The organism is Shewanella sp. GD03713 (assembly GCF_029843705.1).
Taxonomy (GTDB): Bacteria; Pseudomonadota; Gammaproteobacteria; order Enterobacterales; family Shewanellaceae; genus Shewanella.
Genome location: NZ_JAOCIW010000003.1, coordinates 126,183 through 139,277, shown reverse-complemented (window position 1 = coordinate 139,277; position 13,095 = coordinate 126,183). Strand labels below are relative to the sequence as shown.

Here is a 13,095-nt window from a genome sequence, read left to right as displayed (position 1 = left end):
CCCCTAAAGGGGGTGGATTCCTACAGCTAGACGGTCATGCCCGACCGCAAGAATGTTCTTGGCTGCATTGACATCTCTATCATGCGTAGCGCCACAACTGCTACAAGACCATTCTCTTATTCTCAAGCCTGCTCTACCTTTCGGACTGCTTGCGGGGATTTCCCCGCAGCACGAACACGTTTGGGTTGTGTAACTCTCGTTGATTTCTTCAAAAACAACGCCTGCGTGAGCGCATTTATATTCCAGCATTGTTTTGAGCATTCCCCATCCTGCATCCAAAACGGACTTAGCCATTTTGGTTTTAGCTAAAGAAAGGGAATTGACGTTACCAACGAAAATCGCCGCATTACCATCTACTAGCTGGCGACTGTATTTGTGCAAATCGTCCTTGCGGCGATTCTTGATTTTGGCGTGAATTGCCTTAACTCGGTGTTTCTTGTTAGCCCGTTGCGCAATACCTAATTGCTGTTCGAGCTGGCGGTACTGGCGGCCAACAACTTTATGACCGTTGCTATCAGTGGCCGCTTCTTTACAACCAAGGTCGATACCGACACTCGCTGTCCCTGAGCTTGCTTGAGTTTCGATTTCAACCACCACATTGAAGTACCAACGCCCTTGAGCATCTTCGTTGAATGAAGCGGTTTTGAACTGATATTTGCTTAGGCCGTAGCTATCCCACACGCTGTAATAGTGACCATTGAAGAACACTTGACCGTTTTTCCACTTGGCCGCGCCCGTGTTAATTGGTATCCAGCCAAGGGAGCGTTTCGCACCACCCGACTTGCGCCAGTTAAGGCGAACCTTTTTGAATTGGACTCTGCGAGTAACGTACTCTTTGGCGATACATTGAAGCGTCTGACTGTGAAGTCCTAGCTCTTTGTTCGCGCCTTTGGTGTAAGGATGAATATCAAATGCAGACAAAAACCGCCCCCGCTCTTTGATGGAGCGTGAGCTTAATTCGTTGATGTAGTTCCAGACAAAGTTGACCGACCTCGCTTGCTGAGTGAGCACGATTTGGTGTTTGTCTTTTACTCTGACTTTTAGGGTTTTTGTGTGCATGGCTGTATATTTATACAGACATCAATTAAATGCAAGGGCGCTTACATCCCCACCCTAGAAGTGTGGGGTTTTACGCTTAAACTGACAGATTGACAAACCTGTGAAATTAAAATAATGTGTATGTAGGCGGATGCCCTTCGCCTTTCTAAGTGTTCTACTTTTCAGTAGGCATTCTTTTCAGGGCCATGATGTACACACCTGTTCATGGCTTTCGTATCGGTGGCTTTAGCTATTTCTGATTTACCTCCAGTTTCACTAGGAAATAACGATTTCCTAGTGCAATTGCGCAGCCGAACCTCCCACCTAAACGTCTGGCTCGCTGAATATCAGCTTTCCATTTCTTTACGAAAAATCTATCACTGAAAAATTCAGTTAGATAGATTCGGCGTTTAGTTCAAAAGGTGTTGCTACGCAGCAACCAAAAGTCTCCGTTAGCCTCGGACTCAGACTCAATTCAGATTAGCGACCTGAAACCAGATGTTTAGATTTTCTAAATATCTTCCCTTGTGGGTGAATATTCCCCCACAGGGATTGTTCACCCAATTTTTAATTATTGGAGTGAACTATGAATAGTATTTTTTCGGCCGAGAGTGTTCTGCATCAGATCACCCTTAATCAAAAAATCACACTTTGTGACGCTGAAGGCGAGATTCAAACTGCTTCAGCTCAGATTGCCTTGCTTAACGATTCTCCGTTTCGTGATGTCAATTCAAAAATTCAAAAAAACGCCAAATTCCATGCTGATTTAGCTGGTGAGTTGTGTGGGACCCTTTATTTATCTGCGGCTGAATCTTTGAAATCAGAGATGGTTGCGACATTTAAAGAACTAATGAATCGACTCCCTTTAGAGCTTCAAGACAGTTTTACGTATGCCTTGCTTGACTCTGGCGCACGTACACGCTTGGCCAAACGGAATCTATTCAACTTGTTACATTGATTAACAAACCTACCTTTTTGGGGTGATGAATTGCCCTAAAAGGCGTTCTCACCCCTTTTCTTTTTTATTTTATTAAAACTGGAGTGAGACTATGGACGCTATCGTATTTGCGGCAATCTTTATGGGTTTTATGACTATCTATCTGTTTTTAGTTAGACCTGTATTAGAGAGATTGGGCCTAGTTTGGTAATGCCAAATTAACCACTGTAAATCGACATCACTTAAGCGTCCTCTAGGACTGTTTATGGGGTGTCACTAATGCTCTTTCGCAATAGACAGCACTAGCGACACTCTATAAACAGGAATTTTACTTATGTCTACACTATCTGCGATTTTCTTCTCTGATCTGAATGTGCTCGTTACCGCGTCTGAAAAATGTGTTGCTATTACATCAAGCAAGGTTGGTTTTGATGTGAGCAGCAGTGATCATGGCGAACTGGCTGAGCGTTTATCAGTTTGGGCAAAATCTCAAAACATTCTGTCACCAGAGGAAACTCTAGGTGTTATCTAACCGGCTAGTAAGACCGTCTTACGGACGTGTCAGCCAATCAGTGCCGGTGCTGATTGGCACAACTAACCAAAGTGGGTTTTTTCAAGCCTATTTTGCTTAGTACCACTCCATGCTTCCTCACAACAACTCCCAATTAAGCGCTGAACATCAGTATTCCAATCGCCTACGCGAAACTGGAATTTAATTGCCGAGTTGTTGTTTGGTTGTGGTGCGTCTACTAGAGCATCTAGTTTGACCATCACAATCTCCCGAAAGGGCGCTTTGATGCTGCGTTAAGCATTTTTTCCCTTGTGGGTTCTGCCCACTAAAGGGCCGTACCCGCAACTTATTTATTTGGAGTGGGTATGGCTAAAAAATATCAAACCCGCGAGAAATCGTTGGGTGAATTAGGCATTCATGAATCTGTTGATTGGAGCGCTGAACAATGTCGCGCTTTTTGGGACGGAATCATTTCTGCAAATCTGGAGTTACTGAGAGATTCGGTGACTGAAGCGGAAGACATTCTTGACTGGGTGTTTTCAGAGCAGTTTCTAGTTGCTTGTCGTTATGCTGGTTTAGATTGTGATTTACTGAGGGATGGTGTCTTAGACGTCGTTGACCCAGTTGAAATCGTCAATGCCAGAATAAAGCTCAACAACGAAACTTGGTCTAAAAAACGCACTAAGCAGCAATCGCAATTGCGAAATGGCGAAGGCGTTTGGCAGACTATTTCTTGGGGCGAATCATTGGCACTATTTTGAGTCAGTATCGCTCCAGCATATCCAATTGCATCAGTAAAATCCGAGCCATAAAACGCCAACGGAGTTTGACTGCTGCAGCTGGTGAACAAATCAATTTATTAACCCTTGGGGTGAGTTTTGTCCCCCCGGGGCAGACTCACCCTTTTTTTATGCCTAACGGGCATATTTGGAGTGAGTCATGAAATTTAATACCGCAGGTAACATCGCTGCACGTCAGGCCAAAATTGCTTCATTGCAAGGCCAAAAAGGTCTCCATCTGTCTTTAGATTTCTCGTCCTTTTCGGGCAAGAAGTCAGAGAAATCATCAAAGGTATTTGATGATCAAGGTGGGGACGTGTCAGAAGTCACAGAGAAGCCTCGTAAGTTCTTGGTTGATAAATCAGCCCTTAAATTCGTCAGTAAATATTACATGAGAGCTAAGCGACTCATGGATACTGCTGGCATTCCTGTTTGGGGTGGGTGGTTAGTCCCTGAGAGTGAGTTCGATACCTTAAAAATTCGCTTTGAAGCAATTCAGCGTGCTTTTAATGAGGAAGCAGAAGCCTTCGTGAAAGATTACGAAGAGCTGCTGGATAACCAGTGTGCGGCACATCCTGAAGCGGCAAGATTCATTCGCCGTGATGCGCCTACTGTCAGTGACGTGGAATCACGCTTCTATATGAGCATGAGCCCACCAATGTCTATCGTTATCGGTTCTATGTCCGATGATGAATCGGCTGCTGCTGATACTCACTTGGATAAAAAGCTGCTTCAAGAATTTGCGGATTTGTCAGAGGATGTGTTGAATAAGATTGGTCGCGGCGACGTGATTGGTCAAAAGGCAATTTCATTCCTTGCTGATATGGAAGCAAAGGCGGCGAACTTCAGTTTTCTTTCTGATACTTGGGTCGGACTTGCGGCATGTCTCAATGAGATGCGCAACTCGTTCCCTAAGAATGGGCAACTGGATAGCAAATCGTTAGGTTTGTTACGGCTGTTACTAACGTCATTAAGCAACAAAACCGCGCTTGAAACTCTGTTAACGTCATACGACGAACTAGGCTTGGAAGCGATGGTTGAGCCTGAAATTGTTAACGAGCCTATGGCTGAGATTGATGAAGATGTCGCTCAGTTGCTACATGCGTTACGCGGATCCACAGAAGACAGTGGTGAAACGGAAGTTACAACGGCAAAAGTGACTGAAGAAGTGGAGCACTCGGAATTAAGTGCCGAGTTAGATGCCGCTTTTGCTGCGTTTTTTAATTAATTTTTAAACCCTTGGGGGTGAGTTTTGTCCCCATGGGGCAGACTCACCCTTTTATTTTAATGCCTTACGGGCATTTCTAAAATTTTGGAGTGAGTTATGTCTATTAAAGCTAAACAAGTATCCGGTGCAACAGTATTCCCATTATGCCCAACTTTAAGCGGTAAAATGGTCGCTGTTTTTGAAGGTATGGCTAACGTGCCAAAAGTGAACCCCAAGTACAGACCAAACGAGCGTAATTTGCTCATTGCGCTGACTTGGATGTTCGGAAAGAGCCGTAACATGTCACTGGCTTGTTATGGCGAAACAGGTACGGGTAAAACGGAGTTTGTCGCGTTTCTTGCGGCTTCTCTTGGCTTATCTCTGCACCGAGTATCCGTGAGTGAAACCATGCGCCCCGAAACGCTGAAGGGCAACATTGGTATCAAAAATGGTGAAACCGTTTTTGAAGAGAGCGTGGTGGTCAAAGCGTATCGCGAAGGCGGTATTCTGTTGCTGGACGAGCTGGATAAAGGCTCATTCGACCTGCTAGCTAGTCTTCACCCAATCCTCGAGGGCAAACCTCTTGCGATTGAGAAAACTGGCGAGGTGGTAAATCCTCACCCGCTCTTTAGAGTAATTGCAACGTGTCAGACCCCAGGTATAGCCGACATGTCTGGCCGTTACGGTTCGATTTCATCCGATATGGACGAGGCGGTTAAACGTCGCTTCCTTTGGATTGGCTTTGAATATCCAGCAATTTCTGTGGATACAGATATTCTCGGTGATATGACTAAGCTGTCTTATCGTATTCGTCTTGCGATGGCGAAATTTGCCAAAACGGTACGTGATGCGACGAACACCGATGCTGTCAACGGCAATTCTCAGCACTGCATTCAATCAGCACTATCAACTCGTGTTTTAGTTGATTGGGCGGTAATGTGGGAGTTGTTGCCTGACTTCACGATGCAGGAGGTGTTTGAGATTGTGTTTACAGCCGCTTCAACTCCTGAAGAGCGTCTAGCGCTTAATGAGTTGGGCAAGCTGCATTTAGCTGAAATGTTTACGCAATCGCTAACAGCTGCGAATGCTTAATTTAACCCTTGGGGGTGAGTACGCCCCCAAGGGCTTTCTCACCCCATTTTTTTGTACCTTACGGGTGCAATTGGAGTGAGAAATGAAAAGAAATACTGAACAAGCGTCATTCTCGATGCTGTCGAATGCGTTAACTCGCAAAGGCGTTAACGTCACGATTGCTGGTGGCAGTTCTTACACCAACGGTAAAAGAATTGTCATTGGGGTTGGCCCGTGGGATCAGATGGTTTGCTCGTTACTTCACGAGTCGGCCCATCTCAATCACACCAACTTCAGTGCAATCGGAAACGTCATGCAGCAGACCAGTACAGCGTTGAAAAACGCAATCAACGTGCTTGAGGACATAAGAATCGACTTGCGCAATATCAGGGAATTTCCTGGCGCAATACAGTCTTATCAATCAAGCCGAAGAATATTGGTAGACATCATTACCAAGCGTGAGTTTACAAACTGTCTCGACGACATTTTGTATTACGTACTTCTAGTCGGAAACCTTGAAAACGGGATTACTGCGATCAAACCAGCATTAGCTGGATTTGATTGGGTAACACTGGAGCTTGATAAGTTGTGTTTGAAATACGCACAGCTTGCACAAACGGCGAAAGACACCTTAGAAGTGCGTGAGTTGGCAGAAAACCTTCTGTTAGAGCTTGCGGCAATGCAACAGGCTAATCAGCAAGAAGCTGAAGGTGAAGCTGAAGGTGAAGCTGAAGGTGATGCTGAAGGTGAAGCTGAAGGTGATGCTGAAGGTGACGCTGAAGGTGACGCTGAAGGTGACGCTGACGCTGAAGCTGAAGGTGATGCTGAAGGTAAAAGCAACGGCAATACAAGCGGGAAGACTCTTAGCAATAGCAAAGGGTTCAATGAAATCGATTTGGAGCAATCCTTCGAGGACTTGGACGTTGGCAAACTGTTAGAGGCTCACCGATATCAGCAAGATATGAGTAACTATTCTCGTGTTCCTGAACCAATCAAAGTCGTTCCTTACACAGTGCAGGAGTTGCTGCGTGGTAATCCAAGCAATGTTTTCCCTGCGGCAAATCTGCAGGTGAATGGCGCTGTCGCCAATGCTGTTAAGGTCATGTTCCGACAACGAAACATGAAATTATCCGGCGTGACGCAGTTTGGGGAGTTAGACGAGGATCGGTTGGTCGATGCTTTTCTGGGGAATCCTGGCGCTAAAAATATCCGTCGTGATATTGCGGCAAACCTTTCAGTTGGTGTGTTGCTTGATGCTTCAGGTTCTATGGGGTATCCGTGGGACGACACACACCGCTCTTATGTAGCAACAAAGGCGGCAATGGCAATGACACAGGCTCTTGAAAAACAGAGTGGTGTTTTGACGTCATTATCGTTGTTTGGTGATTTTTATCTGGAGCTAAAAGGTTTTGCTCTGAAGAAGACTCCTTCGGTTTTGCCATATGTAGAGCTCGGCGGCACAAGTACTGGAAGTGCGATGATGGAAATGGGCAGCAAGCTCATTTTACAGTCATCGCAAAAAAAGGTGATGTTTGTGATTACCGATGGTCAACCGGACGTTCCGCAGGAAGTGGTTGGTTCTCTCGATTGGTTAGCTCAGCATGGCGTTGTGGTTTTGCCTGTCATCATTGGTCAGGTGGAAGTAAGGTTTACTGGTTTTAAAGACCTTAAAGTAGCCTGTATCGACCACGTCAACGAGTTACCGAAACAGTTAATGCAGTTGCTTAAGCAACACATTTAACACTTTAAATCCCTAGAGGGGCGTACTTCCCCTCTAGGGAGAAGTGCGCCATTTAGCGCATGAATACGCAGTTTGATTGCTTCCCTGCAATCGCTCTCTCTGTGTGTTCGTCCTAGATTTCCCTCGGGGGATCTTTGATGCGTTCTCTAGTTAGTGGGTATCAAAGATCCCCTGAGTAAAGGAGCATTTATGGACGCAATACAAAAAATCCAAGCTATTCGGTCTAGCGTTAATCCGTTAGATATTTACGGCAAAATTCCGGCGCTCAGCGAAGCGCTACGCAAGAAACCATCTCAAGTACCTGATCCTCGGACGGGGAGTGGGACAACCGTGTTTCGAATTGCATCCAATGGTTCAACTTACCTCAACGGGGTTGGTTACATGGATGTGATAGATACGGTGGCATACGTACTTGATCTACCGAAGATGAAGGCCTGCGATGAAATCAGTCGTTTGGCTAATCTGAAATTAGATTCTGAGTACGTGGCATCGGGTTCTAGCAAACCTGCCGAGTACACATTACCTCCGGAAGATGTTGCAAAACGTACCGAGTCATTACGCAAGGTGTGGTCAAAATCCGTTCACGCAATGGAAGCTGATTATGTGAAGGCTTATCTGTCTAAACGCGGTTTAGATGTATCTGACTTACCCAATACACTGCGCGGAATTAAATCGTGTCTGAACGTCAGCAATGTCGATGGGAAATTGGTGAAAAGCTGGACTCCAGCGATGTTAGGCGTTTATTTCGATAAAGAAGGCAAGCCCCTGACATTGCACCGGATCTACCTGACACCCGAAGGTAATAAGGCCAATGTGGAAGACGTAAAAAAAATTATGTCGCCACCAGGTGATATAAGAGGTGGAGCTATCCGCCTTGATTATCATCCTGGGGAACACTTGGCTGTTGCTGAAGGCATTGAGACTGCTCTGGCAGTGCGAGAGATGTCCGGTTTACCGACGTGGGCGTGTTACAGCGATAGATTGTTAGAAGCTGTTCACATTCCATCGAGTGTAAAACGAGTCAGCATTTTTGCTGATAAAGACGTTTCTGGCGCAGGTCAGGCGGCAGCGGAAAATCTCAGGAAGCGGTTAGAATCGCATGGTGTTGAGGCTCGGGTATTTTTCCCCAAGCAAGCAATACCAGCGGGTTCGAAAGGCATTGATTGGCTTGATGAATACAATCAACTATCAAAACCGACAGCGGCTTGAGTCGTAAATGAATACCTTACAAAAGGTGTTCATTTTAAAGTGGATTAATAACAGTCTACTTTGAGATGAACACCTAAATACCACACACAGCGAGGGCGAAAGCCCTCAATGGGAAGCCCTCACTCTATAAACTAATGGAGTGAATATGAGTCAAAACGGCTTTCCAAACTGCCCAACGAACTACGTTGATGAAGTGAGCTTTTTCCTTGAGTTTCAGCCGATACCGAGCAAGAAATCTACAGGAGAAGAAATCCACATCAACGGAAAAAACTACCTGCACCCCGGCGTGAAAAAGGAGGAATCCTGTAGCGTATGGCGGTTCATTGAGACAGACGGTGAGCGAATGATCACAAGCTCTCACACCGATTGCGGTGAAGTGCTTGGATACGTTCTTAGCCGGAAGTCACCCCCCGCAGGTATCACTATCAGGGTTCCCTTTGATAGTTAATTCCAAAGCCCTGCCAACGCGGGGCCGTTACCGAGTGGCCAACTTTGATGACTACTCGGTAACGGCCTCAGTGCTAACCGAGCAACCCTTCCAACCTTGTTTAAGACCGTCGTAAATCGACTACTTTAAATACAGTTGGATTTTGCATGACTAATGTACTTGATGATTCTTGTACTGCGGTCATGTATTGGCGAAAGCCCGTCGAACCTACGTTAAGGTCTAACAATGCTTTAAGTACCGCTTAAAGCCAAAACCCTTGAGGTGTGCATAGCCTCAAGGCCTGCGCACCATTTTACTTTTTTACTAATTAATTTTTAGGAGTGAGTTATGGGCGCAGGTCATTTTTGTCTAGCAAACGCAAGTACCGTACATATCGAATTACCATTTGATGAAGCTTGGGAACCTTGGGAGTTGCACGACGAGACTCAGTGGTTTATTGAGAACGTAAAAAAGACAGTTCAGTCTCTTTTACCGAAATCATTCACTGAGCCAACATTTAATGTTCGCACTAGAGATGGAGAAATTATCGCTGAAAACGGCTTTTATAAAGTGCTGTTAACCAGCTGGTGTAGCTACATCGCTATCAGCGTACAAATCAAAGAAGCGAATTGGTCAGAACCTTGGGAATTTAATCCTTTGGCTCTTTTCCATCATGCTTCTGCAAGTACAAAACTTTTCGATGAGTTAAGTGAGCAATATGAAGTCCGAATCGCGACAAGCGCTTGGACTTCTGGTGCTTACATTCGAGAAGCCGCATAAATATAAATCAACATAGATTAACCATCCCTAGGGAATTTTGCCCTAGGGCGGATTCCCTTTAATTAACTTTATAGGTATCCGCTATGAAAAAATTCATTTGTGATGGTGAGAACTCAGCAAGGGTGATTGATGCCACTTCACTGAAAATGGCTCAAGAATCTTTTGAGTTAGCTAATTATGTTTAGTTGTTCCACAGGAGAATATTCATGTTACAACAGAACGTGCTACGATGCTCAAGTAAACTTTTTATACGAGTATCTAACATGCCATCAATCACAATTCGATTTGATGATCGTGACACTCTTCTTGCAGAATTGGAGGCCAAAGCTTCTCAGCTCGGTATTACAACTGAGCAATTGGTTCTACGTTTCGTTTCAGCAGGAATGCAGAGTGACTGTTCGCCATCGATCGCAGGAGAGTCCATTGAGGATTTCTTCGCGAGAAATGGGGTATTCAGCAAACCATAATTCAATCAAATTATTTCCTACAACTAGGTCGAGGTTCCTATGAGTAACCCTACGGCCCTAGTTGGGGTCATTCTATTTGCCTGGTTCCCTTCGGATGAACATCCTAATCGGCCAGGCCCCAAATTCCGTCCTGTTTTAGTTGTTGATGCAGACCCGTCTGGTACACAGTTGCGCTTGGCTTACGGCACAAGTCAACGAGTGGACGAAAACCACCGGGGAGAGCTCACTTTTAGAAGTCACGAGATGGAAAAATTAGACAAAGATACAAAATTTTGCCTCGGAAGAACTCGCTGGGTTCCTGTGACACCGGAATACTTTGTCAAAGATGGCAAACAAGTGATCATCGGCACCATACCTAAAAATCGCGTTAGAGACCTCTATTTGCGAGTACAGGAAGTGCTGTAACCTTAACGAATTTGATTTTTAAACCCTTGGGGGTGAGTTTTGTCCCCATGGGGCAGACTCACCCTTTTATTTTAATGCCTTACGGGCATTTCTAAAATTTTGGAGTGAGTCATGCAATTACAGAAAATCAGTTTCAAAGAAGCAAAACAATTTGTGGCTTTGACGGCACCACATTTGGACGTATTGATAAACCAAAAGCGTCAAACAATCGTGCTGTTTTACAAGGGGATGGAAGACATCCTTTATGTAAAAGGGTCTCAAGTCATCGTTGTAGATGATATAGAAAACCTGACAGGTTTTGGATTAGTTAATTCAATCCAGAACCTGAACAACATCATAATGAGAGCAGACTTTGATGATTACATATCCCTTATGAATTGGGCATCTTCGGAGCATCTTCAAGATGCAGAGAAGGTGGTCAATCAAGACAGGATATTGGAGTTTCATCAGAATGCCTCCCGCACTGCATTATTAGCCGCTTCGATTTATGAAAATCTTAAATTGATTCAAGCCGAAATGCGTAAATTCGAAACAACAATGGTTTGACACCTTTCAAGCGAGCCCAGCGCCGCTTAGTGAAAGAGCCTTTGTAGTCGATATTTAACCCCCAAGGGTACACAAGTGCCTTTGGGCTGCGTGTACCTTTAATCAGTAGTGAGGACACGCTATGAGTAAATTAGAAGGTGGCAGTAAAAGCGAGATTATGGATCGTCGAGAGCAGCGTTTTTTTGCGATTTTCGATGCTTCTTTTTTAATAACTGGGCTTTTGGGATATGTACTGCTTTTTAATGCGACCAAAGAGGATTTAATCGTTTTAATTGGGGTCGTTAATTCGTATGTGCTATTGAATCAGCTTGTTAAGGCAAGTTTCAACTTCAATTACATCCTCAAAGTGGCAGTTATATCTATCGTCTTTAGCGCGATATACCGCTTTTTAGCTTCACTAGCAATTTAACCAAGACAGTTAATGCTGCCATTGCAGCTTAACATCAAAATTTAACCCTTGGGGTGAGTAATGTCCCCTAGGGCCATAGCTCACCCTTTTTTGTTTTATGCCTTACGGGCATTTATGGAGTGAGTCACATGGCAACAATCATTAATACTAAAATTGGTGATTCCAAAGGCCGCGCTCGCGTGTGGGTCGAGGGTTCCAAGCTATCACGAGAAGGGTGGGATGCAGGTCGAAATTACACTATTCACGCAAACGGAAATGAAATCCGCTTAGCGGCAGATGAACAGGGTAAGTACATCGTAAGCCGTCGCAGTAAAAACGGTAATATCACACCCATTATCGATTTAACCTGTAAAGCGATTACAGAGGTTTTTGAAGGCATTAGCAAACTCAGAGTGTTGATTAAAGCAGGGGTAATCATTATCTCAGCGCATCATCAATCTGAGCGGGTTAAGAGTCGGGAATCACGATTAATGTCACGCCTGCAAAATGGTGAGTCATTGAAAGTGGCCTCGTTATTCCATGGCGGTGGCGTGTTAGATAAGGCTGTCCATCATGGATTAGAGTCGGCGGGGATCTCCAGCAAAATAGCTGTCGCTGTTGAGCTAGAGTCCCAGTACCTAGATTCGAGCCTGACCAACAATCCAGAGTTGTGGGATAGCAGTTCTATTGTGATTGAGTCTCCGGTTCAAGATGTGAACTTGCAGCAATGCAATATGGAGGTCGATGTGCTGGTTGCGGGTATCCCTTGCGTCGGCGCATCAAAAAGCGGTCGAAGTAAACTGAAGCTCCAGTTCGCAGAATCTCACGATTCGGCAGGCGCTTTGTTCTTCTCGTTTCTTCAGTTCGCGCAAGTGTTAAATCCGGCGATTATATTGATAGAAAATGTGGTCGAATACGCCAACACTTCATCAATGACAGTCATCAGGTCTGTGCTGGGTTCGTTGGGGTACAACCTCCACGAAACCACATTAGATGGTGGCCGCTGGGTTTTAGAACGTCGTAAACGCTTAGCCGTTGTCGCTCTGTCGTCGGGAATTGATATGTCAGAGTTTGACATCTATTCACTTATGCCTTCTCGCTTTCCAGAGGCCAGTCTAGGGCATATTTTGGATGCGGTGCCGGATGGCGACGACAGGTACAAGCCGTTTGATTATCTGGCGGCGAAGGAAGAGCGCGATAAAGCGGCAGGTAAGGGGTTTGCTCGTCAGTTATTGACAGCAGATTCCGATGGCTGTGGTGTGATAGGCAAGGACTACGCGAAATGCCGTAGCACTGAGCCATTCATCATCAATCCAGTTGACTCCGCGTTATCAAGATTGTTCACACCGGTTGAGCATTGCCGCGTGAAGGGAATCCCAGTTGAAGTCATTCAGGGATTATCTGACACAGTGGCGCATCAAATCCTTGGGCAATCGGTGATATACCCTGCCTTTAAAGACTTGATGCAATCAGTAGGACAAACGCTTTTAACCAATACCGTTAAAGCTGCCATTGCAGCTTAACATCAAAATTTAACCCTTGGGGGGGGTGCCATGCCCCCAAGGGCCATGCTCACCCCTTTTTTATAC

The 13,095-nt window shown here is 45.2% G+C and carries 14 protein-coding genes; 13 read left to right on the top strand and 1 reads right to left on the bottom strand.

What is annotated here, in order from left to right:
• Positions 1–3: 3 nt before the first annotated feature.
• The gene (locus N5E87_RS23205; protein WP_088212891.1) at positions 4–1,059 is read right to left on the bottom strand and encodes an RNA-guided endonuclease TnpB family protein; all 1,056 of its coding nucleotides are present in this window, start codon (positions 1,057–1,059) and stop codon (positions 4–6) included.
• A gap of 565 nt (positions 1,060–1,624) precedes the next feature.
• Between N5E87_RS23205 and N5E87_RS23200 the strand changes: the two genes are divergently transcribed.
• From N5E87_RS23200 to N5E87_RS23140, 13 genes are all read left to right on the top strand, one after another.
• The gene (locus N5E87_RS23200) at positions 1,625–1,996 is read left to right on the top strand and encodes a hypothetical protein (RefSeq protein ID WP_037426830.1); all 372 of its coding nucleotides are present in this window, start codon (positions 1,625–1,627) and stop codon (positions 1,994–1,996) included.
• Positions 1,997–2,309: 313 nt separating this feature from the next.
• Positions 2,310–2,507, top strand: a complete 198-nt coding sequence (locus N5E87_RS23195) for a hypothetical protein (protein ID WP_037426827.1) — start codon at positions 2,310–2,312, stop codon at positions 2,505–2,507.
• Positions 2,508–2,851: 344 nt separating this feature from the next.
• Complete coding sequence (locus tag N5E87_RS23190) at positions 2,852–3,247, top strand: hypothetical protein (RefSeq protein ID WP_011711540.1); 396 nt, start codon at positions 2,852–2,854, stop codon at positions 3,245–3,247.
• A gap of 178 nt (positions 3,248–3,425) precedes the next feature.
• Positions 3,426–4,493, top strand: a complete 1,068-nt coding sequence (locus N5E87_RS23185; protein ID WP_011711539.1) for a DUF3150 domain-containing protein — start codon at positions 3,426–3,428, stop codon at positions 4,491–4,493.
• A 96-nt stretch (positions 4,494–4,589) separates the two neighbouring features.
• Positions 4,590–5,564 carry an AAA family ATPase gene (locus N5E87_RS23180; RefSeq protein WP_279776090.1) on the top strand — a complete coding sequence of 325 codons (975 nt, stop codon included), beginning with the start codon at positions 4,590–4,592 and terminating at the stop codon, positions 5,562–5,564.
• 82 nt (positions 5,565–5,646) lie between these two features.
• Positions 5,647–7,284 carry a hypothetical protein gene (locus tag N5E87_RS23175; RefSeq protein WP_279776089.1) on the top strand — a complete coding sequence of 546 codons (1,638 nt, stop codon included), beginning with the start codon at positions 5,647–5,649 and terminating at the stop codon, positions 7,282–7,284.
• A gap of 189 nt (positions 7,285–7,473) precedes the next feature.
• Positions 7,474–8,493, top strand: a complete 1,020-nt coding sequence (locus N5E87_RS23170; protein WP_086904913.1) for a toprim domain-containing protein — start codon at positions 7,474–7,476, stop codon at positions 8,491–8,493.
• A 145-nt stretch (positions 8,494–8,638) separates the two neighbouring features.
• On the top strand, positions 8,639–8,941 hold the full coding sequence (locus N5E87_RS23165) for a hypothetical protein (RefSeq protein ID WP_086904914.1): 303 nt from the start codon (positions 8,639–8,641) through the stop codon (positions 8,939–8,941).
• A gap of 327 nt (positions 8,942–9,268) precedes the next feature.
• Positions 9,269–9,700, top strand: coding sequence for a hypothetical protein (locus tag N5E87_RS23160; protein WP_088212894.1), 432 nt, complete (start codon positions 9,269–9,271; stop codon positions 9,698–9,700).
• Between the two features lie 506 nt (positions 9,701–10,206).
• The gene (locus N5E87_RS23155; RefSeq protein ID WP_011711534.1) at positions 10,207–10,572 is read left to right on the top strand and encodes a hypothetical protein; all 366 of its coding nucleotides are present in this window, start codon (positions 10,207–10,209) and stop codon (positions 10,570–10,572) included.
• A gap of 111 nt (positions 10,573–10,683) precedes the next feature.
• Complete coding sequence (locus N5E87_RS23150) at positions 10,684–11,118, top strand: hypothetical protein (RefSeq protein ID WP_279776088.1); 435 nt, start codon at positions 10,684–10,686, stop codon at positions 11,116–11,118.
• A 121-nt stretch (positions 11,119–11,239) separates the two neighbouring features.
• Positions 11,240–11,527, top strand: a complete 288-nt coding sequence (locus N5E87_RS23145; RefSeq protein ID WP_279776087.1) for a hypothetical protein — start codon at positions 11,240–11,242, stop codon at positions 11,525–11,527.
• A gap of 128 nt (positions 11,528–11,655) precedes the next feature.
• Positions 11,656–13,029: a DNA cytosine methyltransferase gene (locus tag N5E87_RS23140; protein WP_279776086.1), complete on the top strand. Its 1,374-nt coding sequence runs from the start codon at positions 11,656–11,658 to the stop codon at positions 13,027–13,029.
• The last annotated feature ends 66 nt before the right edge of the window (positions 13,030–13,095 follow it).

Bases quoted from the DNA above. Each gene is read 5' to 3' on its own strand.
- N5E87_RS23195 (WP_037426827.1), top strand. From the start codon at position 2,310: ATGTCTACACTATCTGCGATTTTCTTCTCTGATCTGAATGTGCTCGTT.
- N5E87_RS23190 (WP_011711540.1), top strand. From the start codon at position 2,852: ATGGCTAAAAAATATCAAACCCGCGAGAAATCGTTGGGTGAATTAGGC.
- N5E87_RS23180 (WP_279776090.1), top strand. From the start codon at position 4,590: ATGTCTATTAAAGCTAAACAAGTATCCGGTGCAACAGTATTCCCATTA.
- N5E87_RS23150 (WP_279776088.1), top strand. From the start codon at position 10,684: ATGCAATTACAGAAAATCAGTTTCAAAGAAGCAAAACAATTTGTGGCT.
- N5E87_RS23205 (WP_088212891.1), bottom strand. From the start codon at position 1,059: ATGCACACAAAAACCCTAAAAGTCAGAGTAAAAGACAAACACCAAATC.
- N5E87_RS23160 (WP_088212894.1), top strand. From the start codon at position 9,269: ATGGGCGCAGGTCATTTTTGTCTAGCAAACGCAAGTACCGTACATATC.
- N5E87_RS23140 (WP_279776086.1), top strand. From the start codon at position 11,656: ATGGCAACAATCATTAATACTAAAATTGGTGATTCCAAAGGCCGCGCT.
- N5E87_RS23165 (WP_086904914.1), top strand. From the start codon at position 8,639: ATGAGTCAAAACGGCTTTCCAAACTGCCCAACGAACTACGTTGATGAA.
- N5E87_RS23145 (WP_279776087.1), top strand. From the start codon at position 11,240: ATGAGTAAATTAGAAGGTGGCAGTAAAAGCGAGATTATGGATCGTCGA.
- N5E87_RS23200 (WP_037426830.1), top strand. From the start codon at position 1,625: ATGAATAGTATTTTTTCGGCCGAGAGTGTTCTGCATCAGATCACCCTT.
- N5E87_RS23155 (WP_011711534.1), top strand. From the start codon at position 10,207: ATGAGTAACCCTACGGCCCTAGTTGGGGTCATTCTATTTGCCTGGTTC.
- N5E87_RS23185 (WP_011711539.1), top strand. From the start codon at position 3,426: ATGAAATTTAATACCGCAGGTAACATCGCTGCACGTCAGGCCAAAATT.
- N5E87_RS23170 (WP_086904913.1), top strand. From the start codon at position 7,474: ATGGACGCAATACAAAAAATCCAAGCTATTCGGTCTAGCGTTAATCCG.
- N5E87_RS23175 (WP_279776089.1), top strand. From the start codon at position 5,647: ATGAAAAGAAATACTGAACAAGCGTCATTCTCGATGCTGTCGAATGCG.